Below are 19,677 nucleotides of genomic sequence, written 5' to 3' on the forward strand. Positions count from 1 at the left end.
GGCGAGTGGACGGAAGCCGCAGCGCCCATCCACCCCCGGACGAGCGATCAGGCGCCGAAGGTGCGCTGCCACCAGCCCCGACGCGGCTGCCCGTCATCGCCATCTTCTGCTGCCACTTCAGTACCTTCACCGGCGGCATCGGCGACTGCGGGCGCGGTCACGGCTTCAGGCGCAGCGACTGGCGACGGGGCAACGATCGCTGCCTCCTCCGTGACGGCTGGCTCGGCCGAGGCGGCAGCCTTGCGGCGGGTCCGCTTGGGCTTTGCCTCCGGTGTCGGCGCGGCGTCCGCGTCGGCAGCTGCGGCTTCGGTTTGCGCCACTGGCTCGACCTTCGGCTTGCGCGTCCGCTTCGGCTTCGGCTTCGCTTCGGCGGCGACCTCCTCCACGGGAGCCGGCGCTTCCGGCGCTGGCTCAGGCGCATCCGTCACGTCTGCGGCCGGCTCGCTCACCACCACTTCGTCCTTGCGGGCGCGCGGACGTCTGCGCGTCTTGCGCGGCGCTTCGGCAGGCTCGTCGATGGCATCGACAGAAACGGGCGCACCTTCAGCTTCCACCGGCGCTTCGGCTGCGGAATGCTCTGTGGCATTCTCGCTGTCGATCTCGCTCTCCGCTTCTGTCGATGCGGAAGCCGAACCGGCCTCTCCGTTATTTTCGCGACGACGACGGCCACCACGACGGCCTCTACGGCTCTTGCGAGGAGCAGCCTCCGGAGCGCCTTCGGCTACGGCCTCAGCGTCGCCTTCGCCCGCGTCTTCAGCGTCATCCATGGACTCGCCGTCCTCACCGCCTTCGCTGGCCGGCGCTTGGTCGGCATGCTCTTCTCCGTCGCGCCGTCCTCTGCGGCGACGGCGGCGGCGACGCTTGCCGGTGCGCTCACCCTCTCCTTCGTCTTCGCCGCGCGGCGCAGCTGAACGGTCCTCAGCGACCGGCTCGTCTTCTTCCTCCTCGATGTCCTCGGGCAGATCGTCGAGATCGGAATCGCTGTCATCGACGATCGGGGCGTACGTCACCTGATGCAGGGGACGCGGCCCAGTCGCTTCGACGGACATGCGCGCGCCTTCCACCTCGCCATCGGGCAGGATAGCGATCTTCACGCCGTAGCGGGTCTCGATCTCGTCAAGTTCGCGGCGCTTGTTGTTGAGCACATAGAAGGCCGCTTCCTGGCTGGCACGCAGCGTGATGAGCGTGCCGCGTCCACGCGCAGCTTCCTCCTCCAGCATACGCAGCGCCGAAAGGCCCGCCGAAGACGCGGTACGAACGAGCCCCGTGCCTTCGCAATGCGGACAGGCGCGGGTCGAGGCTTCCAGAACGCCGGTGCGCAGCCGCTGGCGGCTCATCTCCATGAGGCCAAAGCCCGAGATGCGGCCGACCTGGATACGCGCGCGGTCGTCCTTCAGGGCCTCCTTCATGGCCTTTTCGACCTTACGGACATTGGAGTTGTGCTCCATGTCGATGAAGTCGATGACGACGAGCCCGGCCATGTCGCGCAGGCGCAACTGGCGCGCGATTTCGCGCGCGGCTTCCAGATTGGTCGCGGTCGCCGTCTGCTCGATATTATGCTCGCGCGTCGAGCGGCCCGAGTTGATGTCGATGGAGACCAGCGCCTCGGTCGGGTTGATGACCAGATATCCGCCGGACTTTAGCTGGACGACCGGGTGATACATCGCCGCAAGCTGGTCCTCGACGCCGAAGCGCTGGAAGAGCGAAACGGTGTCGGCATATTGCTTCACGCGCCGGGCATGGCTCGGCATCAGCAGCCGCATGAAGTCCTTGGCCTGACGATAGCCATCCTCGCCCTCGACGACGACTTCCTCGACCTCGCGATTATAGATGTCGCGGATCGCGCGCTTGATGAGGTCACTGTCGTTATGGATCAGTGCCGGCGCGGCGGACTTGAGGGTGTTCTCGCGAATCTCGTCCCACAGGCGCGCCAGATAGTCGAAATCGCGGCGAATTTCGGTCTTGGTGCGCTGAAGGCCAGCCGTGCGGACGATGCAGCCCATGCTCGACGGCAGGTTCATCTCCGCGATGATCGACTTCAGGCGCTTGCGATCCGCTGCGCTGCTGATCTTGCGCGAGATGCCGCCGCCATGGCTGGTGTTGGGCATCAGCACGCAATAGCGGCCCGCAAGGCTGAGATAGGTGCTGAGAGCCGCGCCCTTGTTGCCACGCTCTTCCTTGACGACCTGGACGAGCAGCACCTGCCGGCGCTTGATGACGTCCTGAATCTTGTAGCGGCGGCGCAGTGCCATGCGCTTGCGGCGCAGTTCCTCGGTCGCCGCCTCGATCTTGCCGCCACGACGGCCACCGCTGCGTGGTTCGCCTTCGCTGCTCTCGCCGGATTCTTCCTCGCCATCGGCCGGACGGTCGATCTCTTCGACCAACTCCTCGCCGCTCTCGCCGCCTTCTTCTTCCTCGTCCTCTTCGGCACGCAGAGCGGCTTCTTCCGCCGCATGCTCGGCCTCTTCACGGAGCAGAGCCTCGCGGTCTTCCCGCGGAATCTGGTAATAATCGGGATGGATTTCCGAGAAGGCCAGGAAGCCGTGGCGGTTGCCGCCATAATCGACGAACGCCGCCTGCAGCGACGGCTCGACGCGGGTAACCTTGGCTAGATAGATATTGCCCTTGAGCTGCTTGTGCTCGGCGGACTCGAAGTCAAACTCCTCGATCCGGTTTCCTGTCACGATGGCGACACGGGTTTCTTCCCGGTGGCGCGCATCGATCAACATACGGGTTGTCATTCAATGTTCTCCGGTCGGCTCCGCTCCAGCGCGCTTGGGCAACTGGCGGAGACGACAATAAGATGGGCCGGAGGTGCCGCAGCGTTCCTGGAACGCTTGCGCGGCCGCCGGCCCGGGTTTCAACGAAATGGGGCGTGTCTGTCGCGGAGACATGACCGGCAACGGCGCCGGCGCGCTTGGCGCGTGTCCACAGGGCTAGGCTCGCATCCGCGTGCCTGGCGCTGGAACTCTCATGCCACATGCAACATCAACCTGTTCTATCGCCTGTTTCGACAAGCGACCAATAAGCCGGGCAGTAGATGCGGAGGGACGCTGCGTTAGCAGGCTCCGGCCCGGAATGACTATCGCTAGCAGGCGCGCCAGCATTGGGCAACGGCGAAGTTGGCCGGCCCCGCGCAAGCACCTCGTGCCGCTTAGCTGGCTATGGTCGACTGCCGGCGCAAGACTTTGCGCTGGACGAGGTGCCGCACTGGACTGCAAAAGGCGCTCCATGCTCCCGCTGGCCCTGCTGCTTGCCGCCCCCTCGCACATTCCCGTCGAACCGCGCATCTGTGTGTCGGCGTGCAGCGAACCCGTTTTATCCATGTTTCCCGCGGCAAGCCTGACCAAGCGACCGTCGCGAAACAAGGGAATAACTGTCCCCATTCCCGATGCAGCGCCCGCGCTGGCCTTGCCTCCGATCATGGGACCGAACGATCCTGACCGGCCACTTGTCGTCATCGACGCGGGACATGGCGGCCATGACCCGGGCTCTCATAATCCGCGCCTCGGCTGGCAGGAAAAGGACATCACGCTGGCCATCGCCCAGCGCATTCGCGACAATCTGCTCAAGACCGGACGAGTGCGCATTGCCATGACGCGCGACGACGATCATTTCCTCGTCCTTCAGGAGCGCTACGGCATCGCGCGAAAAATGGGCGCCGCCCTGTTCATCTCGATCCACGCGGATGCGGCGCAAAACCCCCAGGCGCAGGGCGCGACGATCTACACTCTGTCCGATGTCGCGTCGGATCGTGAGGCGGCACGTCTCGCGGCGCGCGAAAATCGCAGCGACATTCTCAACGGTGTGGATCTGACCGCGCAGGACAGCAGCGTCGCCTCGATCCTCATTGACCTTACTCAGCGCGAGACGCTCGCTGCCTCCACGCGCTTCGCGGACCTGATCCATCGCGAATCTTCCCAACTGGTCCGCTTCCGCACGCCCTATCACCGCTTTGCCTCGCTCGTCGTTCTCAAGGCACCGGATACGCCCTCCATCCTGTTCGAAGGGGGCTACATCACCAATGACGAAGACGCGAAGTTCCTTGCCAGCAGCGCGGGGCAGGCCGGCATCGCGAGCGGCATTGCCCGGGCCGTGACCGTCTACTTCGCGCGGCAGGGCACCACACGATAAACGCCGCTCCTCGTCGCATCAGCGCAAAAGCGGTTTCCACGAGAGAGATGACTCTTTAGAGCGGGCCACGATGGACGAGACGACGCGCGAACCGACCCGCATTCGCTTGCAGCGGGATGGCAAGGGAGGCTGGCGCGAGCGCATTTCTGCGCTCTGGTCCCGCCGTCGCGTGCGCTGGCTCACTCTTGCCATCGGCGCCGTCGTGGCAGCCTTCTTTCTGTTCTGGATCATTTTCGCGCGTGGCCTGCCGGATGCGCGCACTTTGCTCGACTATCAGCCGCCGCTCCCCACTATCGTCCGGGACGTCAACGGCGAGCCCATTCACAGCTATGCGCGCGAACGCCGCGTGCAGCTGCAATATAGCGACTTTCCGCCTCTGCTGGTGAACGCCTATCTCGCAGCTGAGGACAAGACGTTCTTCCAGCATCATGGCGTGGATGTGCCGGGCTTTTTCGGCGCTGTGCTGGACTATGTGAGCAAGATCGGCTCGGGCGCTCGTGCCAGAGGCGGCTCTACCATCACGCAGCAGGTCGCCAAGAACCTCCTGATCGGCGACGAATATTCGCCGACCCGCAAGATCAAGGAGATGATCCTCGCTTGGCGCATGGAGAATGTTCTTTCCAAGGAGCAGATCCTCGAGCTTTATCTCAACCAGATCTTCCTCGGGCGAAATGCCTACGGCGTGCAGGCTGCATCGCGCGCCTATTTCGACAAGGATGTGGTGGATCTCAAGCTGCACGAGATGGCCTATCTCGCGATACTCCCCAAAGGTCCGGCCAATTATCGACCCGAGAGCGAGCAGGGCCATGCCCGCGCGCTCGACCGGCGCAACTGGGCGCTGAGCGAAATGCGCTCGAACGGGTTCATTAACGAAGCCCAGTATCAGGAGGCGCGCAGCCAGCCGCTCGGCACTGTGTCGCAGCGCAACGCCGCGCTTAATGACAGCCTCGGCGGCTATTATACCGAGGAGGTGCGTCGCCGCCTGATCGAATTGTTCGGCGAGGCTCAGGAAGATGGGCCGAACAGCGTCTACGCCGGTGGCCTGTGGGTCCGTTCCCCGCTCGATCCCGTCATGCAGGCGCACGCAGCGCAGGCGCTCCGCAATGGCCTGCTGCGCTACGACGCCGGACATGGATGGTCCGGGCCGATCCGGAAGCTCTCCGCTGGCGAGGACTGGTGGCGGGAACTGGCCGCGTCCAACCTCGGCATCGACTATCAGGACTGGACCGTCGCCGTCGTCCTCTCCAAAAACGCAGCGGGCGCCACGATCGGCCTGCCCGGCGGCAAGACCGCCAGCCTGCCCGCTTCCGCCGCGCAAATGCCTTACCGACGCACAGGCGGCACTGCGTTCGCCGCCCTCAATCCGGGCGACGCGATCGTCGTGAAGCCGCAAGGCGATGCCTATGCGCTGCGGAACGTGCCCGCCGTGTCGGGCGGCATGATGATCGAGGACACCCATGCCGGCCGCGTCTACGCGATGCAGGGCGGGTTCGATTCGCGCCTCTCCTCATATAATCGCGTAACGCAGGCGATGCGCCAGCCCGGTTCCACCATCAAACCGTTCGTTTACGCGGCAGCGCTGGACAATGGCATGACGCCCGCATCGATCATCGTCGATGGGCCGTTCTGCGTCTATCAGGGCGGACGGCTGGGCCAGAAATGCTTCCGCAACTTCAGCGGGTCGAGCGCCGGGCCGCAGACCATGCGCTGGGGCATAGAGCAGTCGCGCAATCTCATGACCGTGCGCGCCGCCTCGCAAACCGGCATGGACCGCGTGGTCCGCACCATCAAGAATATGGGCATTGGCGACTATCAGCCCTATCTCGCCTTCTCGCTGGGCGCGGGCGAGACGACCGTCGAGCGAATGGTCAACGCGTTCGCCATGCTCGCCAATCATGGCCGCTGGCTCGACGCCAAGGTTTTCGACTATGTGCAGGACCGGAACGGCAAGGTGATCTGGCCGAAGAGCTGGAAGGCCTGCGAGGGCTGCAACCGTGCCGACTGGGATGGCAAACCCATGCCGCGCTTCCTTCCCACCGGGCGGCAGGCGATGAACCCGATGACGGCATACCAGATGGTTCATATCACAGAGGGCGTGGTTCAGCGCGGCACAGCGACGGTCCTTCGCGATCTCGACCGTCCTCTGTTCGGCAAGACCGGCACGACCAACGGCCCGACCAATGTCTGGTTCATTGGCGGTTCGCCCGACATCGTCGCTGGCGTCTATCTAGGCTATGATCGCCCACGCAGCCTTGGCGGATACGCACAGGGCGGTCGGATTTCCGCGCCGATCTGGAAAGAGGCAATGAAACCGATTTTGGAGGGGATGCCCAAGACGCCTTTCGTCGCGCCTGCAGGCGTGCGTATGGTGCGGATCGACCGGCGATCGGGCAAGCGCGTCTATGGCGGCTGGCCGAGCAGCGATCCCAAGTCCGCCATCATCTGGGAAGCGTTCAAGCCGGAAACCGAACCGCGCCGTACGATCCGCAAGGAAGAGATTGTCGAGCGCGACAAGGCCGATGATCGCAACCGGAACAACCGGCAGGCGCCCGCTGATTTCGCTGGGGATCAGGGCGGCATCTACTGATCCGACCCTATGGATCGAACGGTCGACGAGACGAGCCGGCCCTGACTGTGCAACGCACAACTGAATAAGCATAAAAACAATCAAGCTCGTTTAGAGCTTTACCAGATATATACCGCTCGTTATGGATTCGCATATCGCACGCGCACAACAGGGAGCGAGCGGATCATGCAACGTTCGGTATACATCCGCGCGGCTTTCGCCGCGTGCCTCTTCGCGCCTGCCTCCTATGGGGCAGAGGCACCAAATTACGTCATCAGCCGCGTCCAGATCGTCGACGGGCGGCCAGCGATCGATCTTTTGATTCTCAATGAGACCGATCTTGCCCTGACCGTTTCGCTGCCTGCAACCGTGCAGGCTCAGGTCAGCGGCGAGACCGTTGAGACGAGCCCGCTCGAACGGGATAACTCCGACCAGTCCTCGAACATCGTTGAGATTGCCGCGCACACATTCTCACGGGCTCGATATCGTGCGACGAGTCCGGTCGATGCGAAGTCCGGGCAGCTTATCAGCGTGCCCGCCTTTCAAACCCAACGCGTCGCGCTGACGACGGATGTGGTTCCGGACAGTGAAGTGCTGTCTGCGGAAGCAACCGCAGGAAGCACGAGAAAATCCCGGGCATTGGCGCTCTCCGGCCAGGAAATAGACCGCTCGCCGCAGTCGTTCAACGAACGCGCGAAGAACAGCTTCACGCGCAATTTCTCCACCTATGAGCCAAGCTACATCGTCTTCGGTAACGCAAAGGACAGCGAGTGGCGCGTGCAGGCCAGTTTCAAGTATCGGCTCATCGGCAGCGAGCCTGCACCCACGGACCAGCACACATGGCATGACGGGCTTTATTTCGCCTTCACGCAGAAAATGTTCTGGGACATCGCGTCGGACGCCTCCTTCCGTGACGTGAACTATCTCCCGGAGATCTTCTACCGGACGCCTGCCGTGGGCATGGCGCGGAAAGTAGCGTTCAGCCTGCAAATGGGTATTCAGCACGAGTCGAACGGGCGGGCGGGAGATCTCGGGCGCAGCCTCAACAATATCTATATCTCTCCGGCCTCCCGTTTTGATCTGGGCGACGGATATGCCCTCACCGTGGCGCCGCGTGTCATGAATCTCATCGGCGGACGCTCGGGCAACCCGGACATTCTCGATTATCGCGGCAATACGAGCATCAACATCCAGATCGGCAAGGACAACGGGCTGCGCTTTGCCACGGACACGCGCTATAATTTCGCGGCGGAGCGCGGCTCGTTCCAGGGCGAGCTGTCCTATCCCTTACCCAACATCATTCACGGCGCTCCAGATCTGTATCTCTTCGGGCAAATCTTCAGCGGATATGGCGAGAGCCTGCGCGACTATGATCGTCGCATGACCCGTCTGCGGTTCGGCATCGCTCTCACGCGCTGACCGGTCCGGCGCGCGTCAGAGGCCGGCTCCCCTTGACCTCGCGCGCTGGGCGTCGCATCGGGCAGGGCTTGGCCTTATATCGGTCACGCCAACACAACGGAGACGTTCCATGCGCGCCGAAGCGCAAGCCCATGTCGATCACATCCAGGCCGCGCTCGATCTGCTGCGCCGCTTTCTGGACTGGGACCGTGCGCTGCGCCGTCTCGACGAGTTGAACGCGCGCGTCGAGGACCCCACGCTCTGGGACAACCAGAAAGCCGCGCAGGAAGTCATGCGCGAGCGCCAGCGGCTGGACGCCGCGATTTCGGCGACCCGCGCGATCGAGACGGAAATGAACGATACCGTCGAGCTGATCGAGATGGCGGACGAGGAAGGCGACGAAGCGCTGGCGATCGAAGGCGTCGCAAGCCTGGCCACCCTCGCCGCACGCGCGGACAAGGACAAGGTGACCGCGCTGCTTTCCGGCGAGGCGGACGCGAACGACACCTATCTGGAAATCCACGCGGGCGCAGGCGGCACGGAAAGCCAGGACTGGGCCGAGATGCTCCAGCGCATGTACCAGCGCTGGGCCGAGCAGCGCGGCTACAAGGTGGAGATGGTGGACTATCAGGCCGGCGAGCAGGCCGGCATCAAGTCCGCCACGCTCCTCATCAAGGGCGAGAACGCCTATGGCTACGCCAAGACGGAGAGCGGGGTGCACCGTCTCGTGCGTATTTCGCCCTATGACAGCTCGGCGCGGCGGCACACCTCGTTCAGTTCGGTATGGGTTTACCCGGTGATCGACGACGACATCGACATCGACATCAATCCGGCCGACCTCAAGATCGATACCTATCGGGCCTCCGGCGCTGGCGGCCAGCACGTGAACACGACGGACTCGGCCGTACGGATCACGCACGTCCCGTCAGGGATCATCGTCGCCAGCCAGAACGACCGCTCGCAGCACAAGAACCGCGCGACGGCCATGAACATGCTGAAGGCGCGGCTCTACGAAGCCGAGTTGCGCAAGCGAGAGGAAGCCGCAAGCACGGACTATCAGGCGAAGACGGAGATCGGCTGGGGCCACCAGATCCGGTCCTATGTGCTCCAGCCCTACCAGCTCGTGAAGGATTTGCGGACCGGCGTCACGTCCACAGCGCCCGACGACGTGCTGGATGGTGCGTTGGACCCATTCATGGCCGCCGCCCTCAGCCAGAAAGTGACCGGAGAGAAGGTCGAGGTGGAGGACGTCGACTGATGGCGCTGACCCGGGCGCATCTGGTCGCGCTCGCTGCGCTGCTTCCGCTCACGGCAAGCTGTGACGACGTGACGGCGCCGGACGACGGCCGCCCTCCCACCTCCCGCGAATTTCCGAAAGCCGATCGACCGGTTTCGCCGATCATATCGACTCGCTGGTCCAACGAGGAAGCCCGCGACCGGCTCAATGAGGCGGAAGACATCATGGACCGGGCAGGCATCCGTCCGGGAATGACCGTGGCGGACATCGGCGCGGGCGAAGGCTATTATACGGTGCGGCTCGCAAGGCGCGTAGGTGAGGACGGCCGCGTGCTCGCGCAGGACATTCTGCCCGAGGTGATCGATGCGCTTGGTCGCCGCGTCAATCGCGAAAACTGGGAGAATGTCAGCGTCAAGCTCGGCAGCAGCGACGATCCCAAACTCCCCGAAAAAAGCTTCGACCGCATCCTCATGGTTCACATGTACCATGAGATCACGGAGCCCTACGCTTTTCTCTGGCGGCTTTATCCCGCGCTCAAGGACAAAGGCGAGGTCATCGTCGTCGAGCCGAATCGCGAAACTCAGGATCACGGCACGCCCCCGGCCTTGCTGAAATGCGAGTTCGGCGCGATCGGATTCCGGCTCATCGAGATCATGCCGCGGCCATCGGCAGGCGGCTATATGGCCCGCTTCGCCCGCAGCATTGGTCGAGTGCCGCCCGCGCAGATCGTTCCCTGCAAGGTGAAGCGCTAAGCGCGCCTAGTGCGCAGACACTTCCTGCCGCGCCGTTTCGCGGCGGTAGGCGTCCAGAATGGCAGCCAGCAGGCCGGGGAAGCGCGCGTTGACTTCGTCGCAGCGCACGGTGTTGCGCACTTCCACCCCCACACGCTCCGATCTTACAAGCCCCGCCTCCCGCAAAATCCGGAAATGCTGGGAGAGCGAGGACTTGGGGATCACGCGATCCCCGATCTGCGCGAAGGCGGTGCAGCTTTGCGCGCAGGATGAGTCGATAATCTGCGTCAGCATCCCGACCCGCACGGGGTCGGACAGCGCGTGGAGGATGGCCTCCAGCCGCACAGCATCCAGCGAGGGGTGAAACAAGGGTCTCATAAATTTCAGGTAGGTCCCCTTGAAGCCGGGTTCAATAGTTCTAGATTCCCGAACTATGGGACAAGAGACGCCGTCCCGGCGCCTTCCCATTTCGGACAAGGAATTCAGATCATGTCGAAACTGGTTGGAAAAGTCGCCGTCGTCACGGGTGCGTCGAAAGGCATTGGCGCGGCAATCGCAAAGGCATTGGGTGGGGCAGGCGCCTCCGTCGTGGTCAACTATGCATCGAGCAAGGCCGGTGCCGATGCGGTGGTTGAGGCCATCGAGGCTGCAGGCGGAAAGGCCGTTGCCATACAGGCGGACGTTAGCAAGGCCGATCAGGCCAAGGCGTTGATCGACACCACCGTCGAGACCTTCGGCGCGCTCGATATTCTTGTGAACAACAGCGGCGTTTACGGCTTTTCGGCCATCGAAGAGATCACCGAAGAGCAGTATCATTGGATGTTTGACGTGAACGTGCTCGGCCTGCTGCTCACGACGCGCGAGGCGTCCAAGCATCTCGGTGAGGGCGGCAGCATCATCAATATCTCGTCGGTCGTCACCAGCGTACTGATGCCCCAGTCGACCATCTACACAGCCACGAAGGGCGCGGTCGATGCAATCACCGGCGTTCTTGCCAATGAGCTGGCGCCGCGCCGCATCCGTGTCAACGCCATCAATCCCGGCTATGTCGAGACGGAGGGTACGCATAGCGCAGGCATCGCTGGTTCCGAGGCCGAAGCTGGCTTCGTGGCCGACACCCCGCTCGGTCGCGCCGGGCACCCATCCGACATTGCCGACCTCGCCCTGTTCCTGGCGTCAGACGATGCACGCTGGGTCACGGGTGAAAAGATCGTCGCCAGTGGCGGCCTTCGCTAAATGATTTGTCCCCGGCGTGCACTTCTCGGTGCGCGCCGGAGACCGTTGCATCCCTGCGGCAGGCTCAGCCCACGCGTCGACCCACCCAGATGACCCGTCCGACGATGGAGAAGTCCTGCGCCTTCACGCTTTCCCAGCTCGCATAGAGGCTGTTGTCGCTCTTGATCGAGAAATGCCCTGCGAGCGGCGTGGGCGCGACTCGCTTCACCATCAGCACGTCGTTCATGCGCAGAACATAGATACCTTCGCGAAGAAGGGCAGACCCGTCATTGCCATCGACCATGATGTCGTCGCCGTCGCCCAGCGTCGGCATCATAGACTCGCCATCCACCCGAATGATGGAGAGCCGCTCTGGCCGAACGCCCAGACCACGCAGCCACTTCGGGTCAAACGCCAGCGCGCCTTCCGCTTCCTCGCTCTGATCGAGGCTGCCCGCCCCTGCTGAGGCGCCAAGCGCCAGACGGGGCACCACCACCACGGGCCGGCCCACGTCCGATACCCGACTTGCCACTGGCCCGCCGAGCTTCTCCTCCGCCACGCCGAAATAGCGCGCCAATATGCCCCGGTCCCGCTCGTCGAGCCGCCTGGGCGTTCCTCGCTTCACGAACTGCTGAATATAGGCGGGATTGCGGCCCAGCAGGCGCGAGACAGCGTCATAGCTGTCCCCTCGCTCCCTGATGAGCCGATCGAGATAATCGCGGACTGAGGATCCATCCATGCCGCCTCAATAGAGATAGGAATATTCCTAGACAAGTAGGATTTTGCATAGGAGATAGGATTATTCCTATCCGACTCAACCGAAAGGAGCCGAGCCCATGTCCATCCTGCATTCCGTCGAGCGGTTCATTCGACGGCACGATATTCCCCCGACTCGCTTTGGCCGCGACGCGGTGCGCGATCCCCGTTTCGTCTTCGATCTGCGTCTGGGCCGCGAACCGACTGACCGCATGAAACGCCGTGTAGAACATTTCATGAACACTTATAAGGGTTCGTTCTGATGATCGCTCTCTTGGGAAACACGAACACAACAAGACGGCTGAAAATCCTTCGCCGACCGAAAGAATCGATTCGCCCGTCTACGCCTCGACCAGAGCGGCAGGATTGTCATGGCCGGTTGTGCGCCGCCTTGCTCCAGATTGCGGGAGACGGCGCGACAGTGGAGGGAGATATTCGGCCATGGCACAGCGCGACATTCGTCGGCATGCAGCATCAGCTCAGCCTGGTCATTCAGGGCGAACATGCGGCACCCCGCGCGGCCGCGCTCGCAGCGTCCCTTCCTGAGGCCGAATTTGCGATTCGCGGTCATATCGTGGTCGATCTCGCGGTGGACAGCGTCGTCCATGACGGCCCGGACCTTTCCCGCCTGTCGCTTTGCGTTCTCACGCTTGAGGACTGGTAATTAGAGCAAGAGCAACGGTCGGAACCGCTTCCGTGCGCGAGAATCACACGATAACCTCGCCGAATGATCGCCAGCGGTTCCAACTTCGCCCTCGCCTATCTGCTGGCGGAATGGGCGGTCCGCCTTGTTATGCTCGTGGTGATCCCGCTGCGCCGCCCTCCGGAAGCGGCGCGAAGCTGGCTTCTGCTCGTGCTCTTCCTGCCCATCCCCGCCCTCGTCCTCTATCACCTCATTGGCCGCGCCCGTTTTCCGGCCTGGCGGCATCGTCGCTTCGAGGAAACCGCGACGGCGCGGCAGGCAGTGGCAGACAGCCTTCCCCCCGCCACGGTGGACGACGAACGGCTCTCGCGCCTCGCGCATCTGCTGGGCGACTTTCCGGACTGCGGGGGCAACAAGGTCGAACTGCTGTTCGACTATGACGCAGCCATCGATGCGCTGGTCGAGGCGATCGACGGCGCCCGGGTCAGCGTGCACCTCCTCACTTATATCTTCGCTGATGACCGGACAGGCCATCGTGTCGCGGAGGCACTTGCCCGCGCACGCAGGCGGGGAGTCGATGTTCGCCTGCTGGTCGATGCCTTAGGCACGCGGCCCTGGCTCCGGCGCACGCGGGTCATGCTCGAACGGCTCAATGTGCCGATCCGCCTCGCGCTTCCTGTCCGCTTTGCCAGCCTCCGTCGAGCACGCACGGACCTGCGCAATCACCGCAAGATCTGCGTGGTCGATGGCGAGATCGGATTTGTCGGCTCGCAGAATATCGTGAACCGTGATTTCCGACCCGGAATCGTCAATGACGAGCTGGTCGCCAAAGTGGAAGGACCGGTCGTCGCGGCTCTGGCCAGCGTCTTTGCAACGGACTGGTATCTGGAGACGCGCGAGACTTTACCGACTGCGACCATTCCGGCGCCTGTCGGCGATGCCCGGCTCCAGCTCATGCCGAGCGGCCCGGATTTCGGCAAGCCGGGCTATGAGCGGCTGCTCGTCGAGACTGTCCACCGGTCGGAGCGGGACGTGGTGATCGTGTCGCCCTATCTCATCCCGGACGAAGCCCTGCTCATTGCGCTGGAGAACGCCGTCCTGCGCGGCGTTGCCGTCCATCTCATCGTGTCCCACGTCGTCGATCAACGCCTCGTCGCTTGGGCGCAACAGAGCTATTACGACGAATTGCTGCGCTCCGGCGTCATCATCCATCGGTATCGCCGACGCCTTCTTCACGCCAAGCATGTGAGCAAGGACGGCTGCTTAGGGATCGTCGGGTCCAGCAATGCCGATGTACGCTCCTTCATGCTGAACGCGGAGGTCAGCCTGCTCATTCATGAGCCCTCCGTCGGGGCAGCACTCCGCGCGGTGCAGGCGGGCTATATGGAGGCAAGCGACGTGCTGACTCTCGCGGAATGGCGGGCACGGCCGCGCGTGCGTCGAATCATGGAAAATGCCGCCCGGCTCGTCAGCCCGCTGCTCTGAACTGCGCTCAAGTTCCCGAGGGCGCTCGTTACTCGGCGTCGATCATGAAGAAGGTGTTGTCGCGATATTTGACGTCCATCCGGTCGAACAACGGATGGATCTCGAAGCTCTGGTCCGTCACCGAAACTTCGGAAAGGCCAGCGAGATTGTAACTGCCGACCTTGTCTTCCTTGGGAGGAAGCCCCTCGCGCGTCACGGTGATCGCATCAATGAAGAAGCTGTCGTTCCTGCGATAGAGGACATGCGGCGCGAGAACCAGCGCGAGCTTGTTGTACCGCGCGGCGAGGCAGCGCTTGAGCGCGATGGCTTCCAATATCGCCTTGTTTTCCATTGCCGGGCGCAATTGCGCGTTTTCGCATCTCAAGGCAAGGGGGGAACACGCATAGCGCCGACCACGCCCCGGTCTTGAGCCGGCAGCAGAATTTGTTTGTGCGCCGCGCATTGCCATTGAGCGTCGCATAAGCCACCGACGACGCGCCGTATGAGACGATGTGCCCGGCGACGAGCTGAACAGGGGAACAAGCACGGATGGACTATGCCCACGGCCTGGCCGGACTGCTGGTGGGGACGCTGGTGGGCATGACGGGCGTGGGCGGCGGATCGCTCATGGCGCCGATCCTCGTGCTGTTGCTCGGCGTTGCGCCGACCACTGCGGTCGGCACGGATTTGTGGTTCGCGGCGATTACCAAGTCCGTTGGCGGGGCCGTGCACCAGCGCCTAGGCGAGCCGGACTGGCAGGTGGTGAAGCGGCTGGCGATGGGAAGCATCCCGGCGAGCATTCTCACCCTGTTGGTTCTGTCTCAGCTCGATCTCGGGCAAATGCGTCAGGGGCTGGTCATAAACGCGCTTGGCGTCATCCTCGTTCTCACTGCGATAGCCACGCTTTCATGGCGTAAGGTTCACGGCCTCGCTCTCAACCTCACCCAAGAGACAGCAGAGCGCTACCGTGCGTTGCAGCCCGCGCTGACCGTCGTGGCCGGCGCCATCCTCGGCGTGCTTGTCACTGTCACATCGATTGGAGCGGGCGCGCTTGGCGCGACGATGCTGCTCGCGCTCTATCCGCTGCGCATGTCAGCCACCCGGCTCGTGGGCACCGACATCGTCCACGCCGTGCCCCTCACCATCGTCGCCGGCATCGGACATTTGTGGATGGGCAATGTGGATTTTTCGCTGCTCGGCGCGCTGCTGATCGGCTCGATCCCCGGCATCATCCTGGGCTCTTATCTCTCGACCCGCCTGTCCGACCGGTTCGTCAGGCCCGCGCTTGCCATTGTGCTGCTCGCAAGCGGTGTGAAGATGCTGAGCTGAGCGGGGCGGCGGCCGGAATAGCCCAGCTCGTTAGCAGCAAGTTTCAGATTAGCCCAAGTCCGTCAGATGCGCCTTCGCGGCCGCATATTCGCGCGCCAGGCATCTTATGAACGTGGCGGTGGGGACAATTTCGTGGATCGAGCCGATCCCCTGCCCCGCACCCCATATGTCTTTCCACGCTTTGGCTCCACTGGCCTCGCCAAAGTTCATGGCAGAGGGATCGCGCTGCGGTAAATTTTCCGGGTCCATGCCCTGCGCAATAATCGACTCCCGCAGATAGTTGCCATTTACTCCGGTAAAATAGCTTGAGTTGACAATATCTTGCGCCGAACCGCTTAAGATCGCCTCTTTATATGCTGCAGTTGCGTTCGCCTCCCGCGTCGCAATAAAAGGCGACCCCATATAGGCGAAGTCCGCGCCCATCGCTTGTGCCGCCAGAATACCCGCGCCGGTCGAGATCGCGCCGGACAGGGCAATCGGCCCGTCGAACCACGCCCGGGTTTCCGCCACCAGCGCAAAGGGCGACTGCACGCCCGCATGTCCGCCTGCCCCGGCCGCTACCAGAATGAGGCCGTCCGCCCCTTTTTCGATCGCCTTGCGGGCAAAGCGCTGATTGATGACATCGTGGAACACCAGCCCGCCCCAGCTATGGACGGCCTGGTTCACTTCCTCATTGGCGCCCAGCGACGTGATGATGAGCGGCACCTTGAAGCGCGCGCAGATCGCCAGATCATCCATGAGGCGTGGATTGGACTTGTGGACGATGAGGTTGATGGCGAAGGGGGCAGCCGGCGCTTCCGGGTGCGCGGCATCATGCGCGGCGAGCGCGGTGCTTATTTTTTCCAACCAGCGTTCGAGCTCTTCGGCGGGGCGCGCATTGAGCGACGGCACTGCGCCGATGATCCCGCTAGTGCATTGGGCAATGACCAGTTCCGGATTGGAAACGATGAAGAGCGGCGCACCGATCAGCGGCAGGCGCAGTCCGCGTCGCAGGGGTTCCGGGATCGCCATCTCTCACCTCTTCGCTTCTGTCTTGTAGAGGCGGCTTGGCGAGCCCGTTCGCCCGCGTCAATCAGGCTGATGCTTGACCAACCGGGCCATGGGAATAGGATGAGCACCGTGACACGCGATCCAACCAGCATGCCGCAGGGGCAGTGGCTTTACGACGAGCATCCCGCGATGTTCGGAAACCATCCATTTCTTTTCACGCTGCTCGCCATTTCGATCGTCGGCCTGTTGGTGATCGGCATCTGGTCGATCGTCGTGCGCGGTGAGCGGCTGGCGATTCGCCCCGGCGAAATCCTCGCGGAACGCGGGCTCATTTCGAAGCAGCGGGTGCAAGTGAACCTTGAGAGCGTGCGATCCGTGCGCGTGAATCAGGGCGTGATGCAGCGTTTGCTCAATGTCGGCGACGTCGAGATCTTCACGGCTGGCGATTATGCCGAGATCGCCATTCGCGGCTTGCCGGCGCCCAATCGGATTCGCGAGATCATCAGCGCGCAGCCCGGAAGCCGCTTGCCGCCGCGCGAGACGTGAGCCACAAGAAGGGACCTGCCGGACCACCTGTTACGACCCTGTTTACCTTATTTCGTTAGATACATCTGCCGGAAGGAGCCGGCATGGATATGACGAAACCTCTGCCTCAGCGGCGCAAGCGCGCGCCAATCGACATCGTATTGGGCAGCTCGGAGACGCTCGCGGTGCTGATCGCTGCCCTGACGGTCGCCTTCGTCGCCGCCCTGCCCGAAGCGACCCTCTGGAACATCCTCGTGAAGGGCGGCCTTGCTCAAGACTTGTCCATTCTGGCGCCCCCTGCCCCTCCCACCGCGCATCTTGCGCTCGCAATGCTGGTCGGCGGGATCGCAGGGCTTTTCGCGCTCGTCGCGCACCGCCTTGTGGCATGGATCCAGCGCCGGCGTTCAAGCGCCAACGAAGCCGGGATGCCTGCACGCAGACGCGCGGACAGTCATCCCGACGCACCGCCCCGCCCGCCCCTCATGGCCAGCCGGGATCTGCCGCCACCCCCGCCAACGGCTACAACTGATGCGTCTGATCGGACAGACGATCTCTCGGGGTGCGTCACTGCGTCCCCCATTTCTCAGAACGGCACGACAGGCGACACGAGCCTCCACGATCTTCTTTTCCGTTTCGAGCGGGGGCTTTTTCGCCGAATCGCGGTTTGCGAGGCGCAGATCGCGAGCGCGCACCTTACCGAGCGGATGATTTTTGCGCCCGGAGCGCCGACAATGCACAGCATCCAGCCTTACGGAGCATCGGAGCGGGAGCCGCAACCCACGCCCCGGATGCCGACCCCCGCCAATGACCTCGCCGACGCAGTGGAGGTGCAACTCGAAAGCGCGCTCCTCACGCTGCGCCGCCTCGCCGAGCAGGGCCGCCGCTAGAATCCTAGACGGCCAGCATCTCGGCCGGGCAGCGGATTGCAGCGATATTGGCCAGCGCAAGTGGCAGTCGCTGCGACAGGAAAAAGTCTGAAACGGACGACTTTGCCGCAAGAGCAGCATGGTCGCCCTCACCGCTGGCTTTCATCTCCTCCGCACGCTCCGCCTGACGCCCCAGAAGCCAGCCACCGATCACGCCCGCGCAAAGATTGAGGAAAGGATAGGCTGCTGCTCCGGCGCCTGCCTGATCGTGCGCGCGCATTTGGGAGGCCGCCTCTGCCAGCAGGGACAGCGCCTGTTCCATTGTCGCGCGGCGCGTGTCATTCCGCCACTGGCTGATTTCTTCGGCTATGTCGGCCTGTAGCTCCGCCATCGCGGCACCGCCGTCTCCGCGCAGCTTGCGCCCGGCGAGGTCCATCGCCTGAATGCCGTTCGTCCCCTCGTAGATCGGAGCGATCCGGGCATCGCGATAATGCTGAGCGACGCCCGTCTCCTCGATATAGCCCATGCCGCCATGCACCTGAACGGCGAGGCTGGTGACGAGTACCCCAACATCCGTTCCGTAGGCCTTGCTGATCGGCGTCAGCAGGTCCGCCCGCCGCTTCCATCGCGCCCGGATGTCCGCATCCGGTTCGGCATGGGCATGGTCGACAGCGGCGGCGTTCATATAGACGATCGCACGCGCCGCCTGCGTTTCCGCGGTCATCGTCATGAGCATCCGACGCACATCGGGATGCTCGATGATCGGGCCGAACTGAATGCGCTCCGCCGCATAGGCATAGGCATCCTGCCGCGCCCGCTCGGCGATCGCCACACCCTGCAGACCCACATTGATGCGCGCATGGTTCATCATGGTGAACATCGCGGCCAGCCCGCCATGCTCCGCGCCGACCAGCCAGCCGACGCAAGCGCCTTTCTCGCCATATTGCATGGTGCAGGTCGGCGAGGCGTGGATGCCGAGCTTGTGCTCGATGGAAACGCACTGCACGTCGTTACGCTTGGCCAGGTGGCCGCTCTCATCGGGCAGGAACTTCGACACCAGAAAGAGACTGATGCCCTTCGGTCCCGCTGGCGCATCGGGTAGGCGAGCCAGCACGAGATGGACGATGTTGTCCGCCACATCATGCTCGCCCCAGGTAATGAAGATCTTCTGCCCCGCGATCCGATAGCTGCCATCGCCAGCAGGGACAGCCGTGCTACGCAACGCGCCCAGATCGCTGCCCGCCTGCGGCTCGGTCAGGTTCATCGTCGCCGTCCATTCGCCCGAGACGATGCGGCTAAGGTAAAGTGCTTGCTGCTCGGCCGTTCCGTGCGCCTGCAGTGCCTCGATTGCGCCCAGAGTGAGCATGGGATTGAGCGAGAGCGCCATGTTTGCGGCAGTGAGCTGTTCCTGCACAGCTGCGCACAGCACGAAGGGCAGGCCCTGCCCGCCATGATCGGGATGCGCGGAAAGACCCAGCCAGCCGCCCGCCGCATAATCCCGATAGGCCTCGCGAAAGCCCTTTGGCAGCGTCACCGTTCCATTTTGCCAGCGGGCACCTTCCCTGTCTCCGCTGCGGTTGAGCGGGGCGAACACCGCTTCCGCAAGACGCGCCGACTCGCCGAGAATCGCTTCAGCGGTATCCAGACCGGCGACTTCGAAACCGGGCAAGCCGGACAGTCCCGGCAAATCCGCTACGGCACCCAGCACGAACATCTGCTCGGCGATCGGTGCGCGATAATCCGCCATCTCGATATCTCCTCTCCCAGCCATTCGGCCACTATCGGGGATGGCGGAGACCGGGTACGAGAGCAAGCTTGGTACG

The 19,677-nt window shown here is 63.5% G+C and carries 17 protein-coding genes and 1 pseudogene; 12 read left to right on the forward strand and 6 right to left on the reverse strand.

Annotation, left to right across the window (positions count from 1 at the left end; genetic code table 11):
• Window positions 1–47 precede the first annotated feature (47 nt).
• Window positions 48–2,741, reverse strand: coding sequence for an Rne/Rng family ribonuclease (locus ACNAOH_RS05610; RefSeq protein WP_443971776.1), 2,694 nt, complete (start codon window positions 2,739–2,741; stop codon window positions 48–50).
• A 595-nt stretch (window positions 2,742–3,336) separates the two neighbouring features.
• Here ACNAOH_RS05610 and ACNAOH_RS05615 point away from each other — a divergent pair.
• The 5 genes and pseudogenes from ACNAOH_RS05615 to ACNAOH_RS05635 all read left to right on the forward strand — a co-directional run.
• A pseudogene (locus ACNAOH_RS05615) lies at window positions 3,337–4,134 on the forward strand (N-acetylmuramoyl-L-alanine amidase family protein); the annotation flags it as partial.
• A 70-nt stretch (window positions 4,135–4,204) separates the two neighbouring features.
• Complete coding sequence (locus ACNAOH_RS05620; protein WP_443971777.1) at window positions 4,205–6,721, forward strand: penicillin-binding protein 1A; 2,517 nt, start codon at window positions 4,205–4,207, stop codon at window positions 6,719–6,721.
• Window positions 6,722–6,886: 165 nt separating this feature from the next.
• Entirely contained in the window at window positions 6,887–8,119 is a 1,233-nt protein-coding gene (locus ACNAOH_RS05625) for a phospholipase A (protein WP_443971778.1), read from the forward strand.
• 109 nt (window positions 8,120–8,228) lie between these two features.
• Window positions 8,229–9,356 (forward strand): peptide chain release factor 2, encoded by a 1,128-nt coding sequence (gene prfB, locus ACNAOH_RS05630; RefSeq protein WP_443971779.1) that lies wholly within the window; start codon window positions 8,229–8,231, stop codon window positions 9,354–9,356.
• Window positions 9,356–10,087 carry a class I SAM-dependent methyltransferase gene (locus ACNAOH_RS05635; protein WP_443971780.1) on the forward strand — a complete coding sequence of 244 codons (732 nt, stop codon included), beginning with the start codon at window positions 9,356–9,358 and terminating at the stop codon, window positions 10,085–10,087. The genes prfB and ACNAOH_RS05635 overlap by 1 nt, the downstream gene beginning before the upstream one ends.
• A 6-nt stretch (window positions 10,088–10,093) precedes the next feature.
• Here ACNAOH_RS05635 and ACNAOH_RS05640 read toward each other — a convergent pair whose 3' ends face one another.
• Entirely contained in the window at window positions 10,094–10,444 is a 351-nt protein-coding gene (locus tag ACNAOH_RS05640; protein WP_443971781.1) for an ArsR/SmtB family transcription factor, read from the reverse strand.
• Between the two features lie 111 nt (window positions 10,445–10,555).
• On the opposite strand from ACNAOH_RS05640, the gene ACNAOH_RS05645 reads away from it, so the two are divergent.
• Window positions 10,556–11,302 (forward strand): glucose 1-dehydrogenase, encoded by a 747-nt coding sequence (locus tag ACNAOH_RS05645; RefSeq protein ID WP_443971782.1) that lies wholly within the window; start codon window positions 10,556–10,558, stop codon window positions 11,300–11,302.
• Between the two features lie 64 nt (window positions 11,303–11,366).
• Here the strand turns inward: ACNAOH_RS05645 and ACNAOH_RS05650 are convergent, their stop codons facing one another.
• Window positions 11,367–12,020 carry a S24 family peptidase gene (locus ACNAOH_RS05650; RefSeq protein ID WP_443971783.1) on the reverse strand — a complete coding sequence of 218 codons (654 nt, stop codon included), beginning with the start codon at window positions 12,018–12,020 and terminating at the stop codon, window positions 11,367–11,369.
• A 97-nt stretch (window positions 12,021–12,117) separates the two neighbouring features.
• Here ACNAOH_RS05650 and ACNAOH_RS05655 point away from each other — a divergent pair, with 97 nt between their 5' ends.
• From ACNAOH_RS05655 to ACNAOH_RS05665, 3 genes are all read left to right on the forward strand, one after another.
• Entirely contained in the window at window positions 12,118–12,300 is a 183-nt protein-coding gene (locus ACNAOH_RS05655; RefSeq protein WP_443971784.1) for a hypothetical protein, read from the forward strand.
• 128 nt (window positions 12,301–12,428) lie between these two features.
• Window positions 12,429–12,701: a hypothetical protein gene (locus tag ACNAOH_RS05660; protein ID WP_443971785.1), complete on the forward strand. Its 273-nt coding sequence runs from the start codon at window positions 12,429–12,431 to the stop codon at window positions 12,699–12,701.
• A gap of 63 nt (window positions 12,702–12,764) precedes the next feature.
• A complete protein-coding gene (locus ACNAOH_RS05665; RefSeq protein WP_443971786.1) occupies window positions 12,765–14,165 on the forward strand; it encodes a phospholipase D-like domain-containing protein in 1,401 nt (466 codons plus the stop codon).
• A 28-nt stretch (window positions 14,166–14,193) separates the two neighbouring features.
• Here the strand turns inward: ACNAOH_RS05665 and ACNAOH_RS05670 are convergent, their stop codons facing one another.
• Complete coding sequence (locus ACNAOH_RS05670) at window positions 14,194–14,496, reverse strand: hypothetical protein (protein WP_443971787.1); 303 nt, start codon at window positions 14,494–14,496, stop codon at window positions 14,194–14,196.
• 197 nt (window positions 14,497–14,693) lie between these two features.
• Here ACNAOH_RS05670 and ACNAOH_RS05675 point away from each other — a divergent pair, with 197 nt between their 5' ends.
• Complete coding sequence (locus ACNAOH_RS05675) at window positions 14,694–15,473, forward strand: sulfite exporter TauE/SafE family protein (protein ID WP_443971788.1); 780 nt, start codon at window positions 14,694–14,696, stop codon at window positions 15,471–15,473.
• A 48-nt stretch (window positions 15,474–15,521) separates the two neighbouring features.
• On the opposite strand, the gene ACNAOH_RS05680 is transcribed toward ACNAOH_RS05675, so the two are convergent.
• A complete protein-coding gene (locus ACNAOH_RS05680) occupies window positions 15,522–16,484 on the reverse strand; it encodes an NAD(P)H-dependent flavin oxidoreductase (RefSeq protein ID WP_443971789.1) in 963 nt (320 codons plus the stop codon).
• Between the two features lie 99 nt (window positions 16,485–16,583).
• Here ACNAOH_RS05680 and ACNAOH_RS05685 point away from each other — a divergent pair, with 99 nt between their 5' ends.
• Together ACNAOH_RS05685 and ACNAOH_RS05690 are read left to right on the forward strand one after the other, a co-directional pair.
• Window positions 16,584–17,009: a PH domain-containing protein gene (locus tag ACNAOH_RS05685; protein WP_443971790.1), complete on the forward strand. Its 426-nt coding sequence runs from the start codon at window positions 16,584–16,586 to the stop codon at window positions 17,007–17,009.
• An 89-nt stretch (window positions 17,010–17,098) separates the two neighbouring features.
• Entirely contained in the window at window positions 17,099–17,875 is a 777-nt protein-coding gene (locus tag ACNAOH_RS05690) for a hypothetical protein (RefSeq protein WP_443971791.1), read from the forward strand.
• 4 nt (window positions 17,876–17,879) lie between these two features.
• Here ACNAOH_RS05690 and ACNAOH_RS05695 read toward each other — a convergent pair whose 3' ends face one another.
• The gene (locus tag ACNAOH_RS05695; RefSeq protein WP_443971792.1) at window positions 17,880–19,625 is read right to left on the reverse strand and encodes an acyl-CoA dehydrogenase; all 1,746 of its coding nucleotides are present in this window, start codon (window positions 19,623–19,625) and stop codon (window positions 17,880–17,882) included.
• Window positions 19,626–19,677: the final 52 nt, after the last annotated feature.

The organism is Sphingobium sp. CR28 (assembly GCF_052327305.1).
GTDB lineage: Bacteria > Pseudomonadota > Alphaproteobacteria > Sphingomonadales > Sphingomonadaceae > Sphingobium.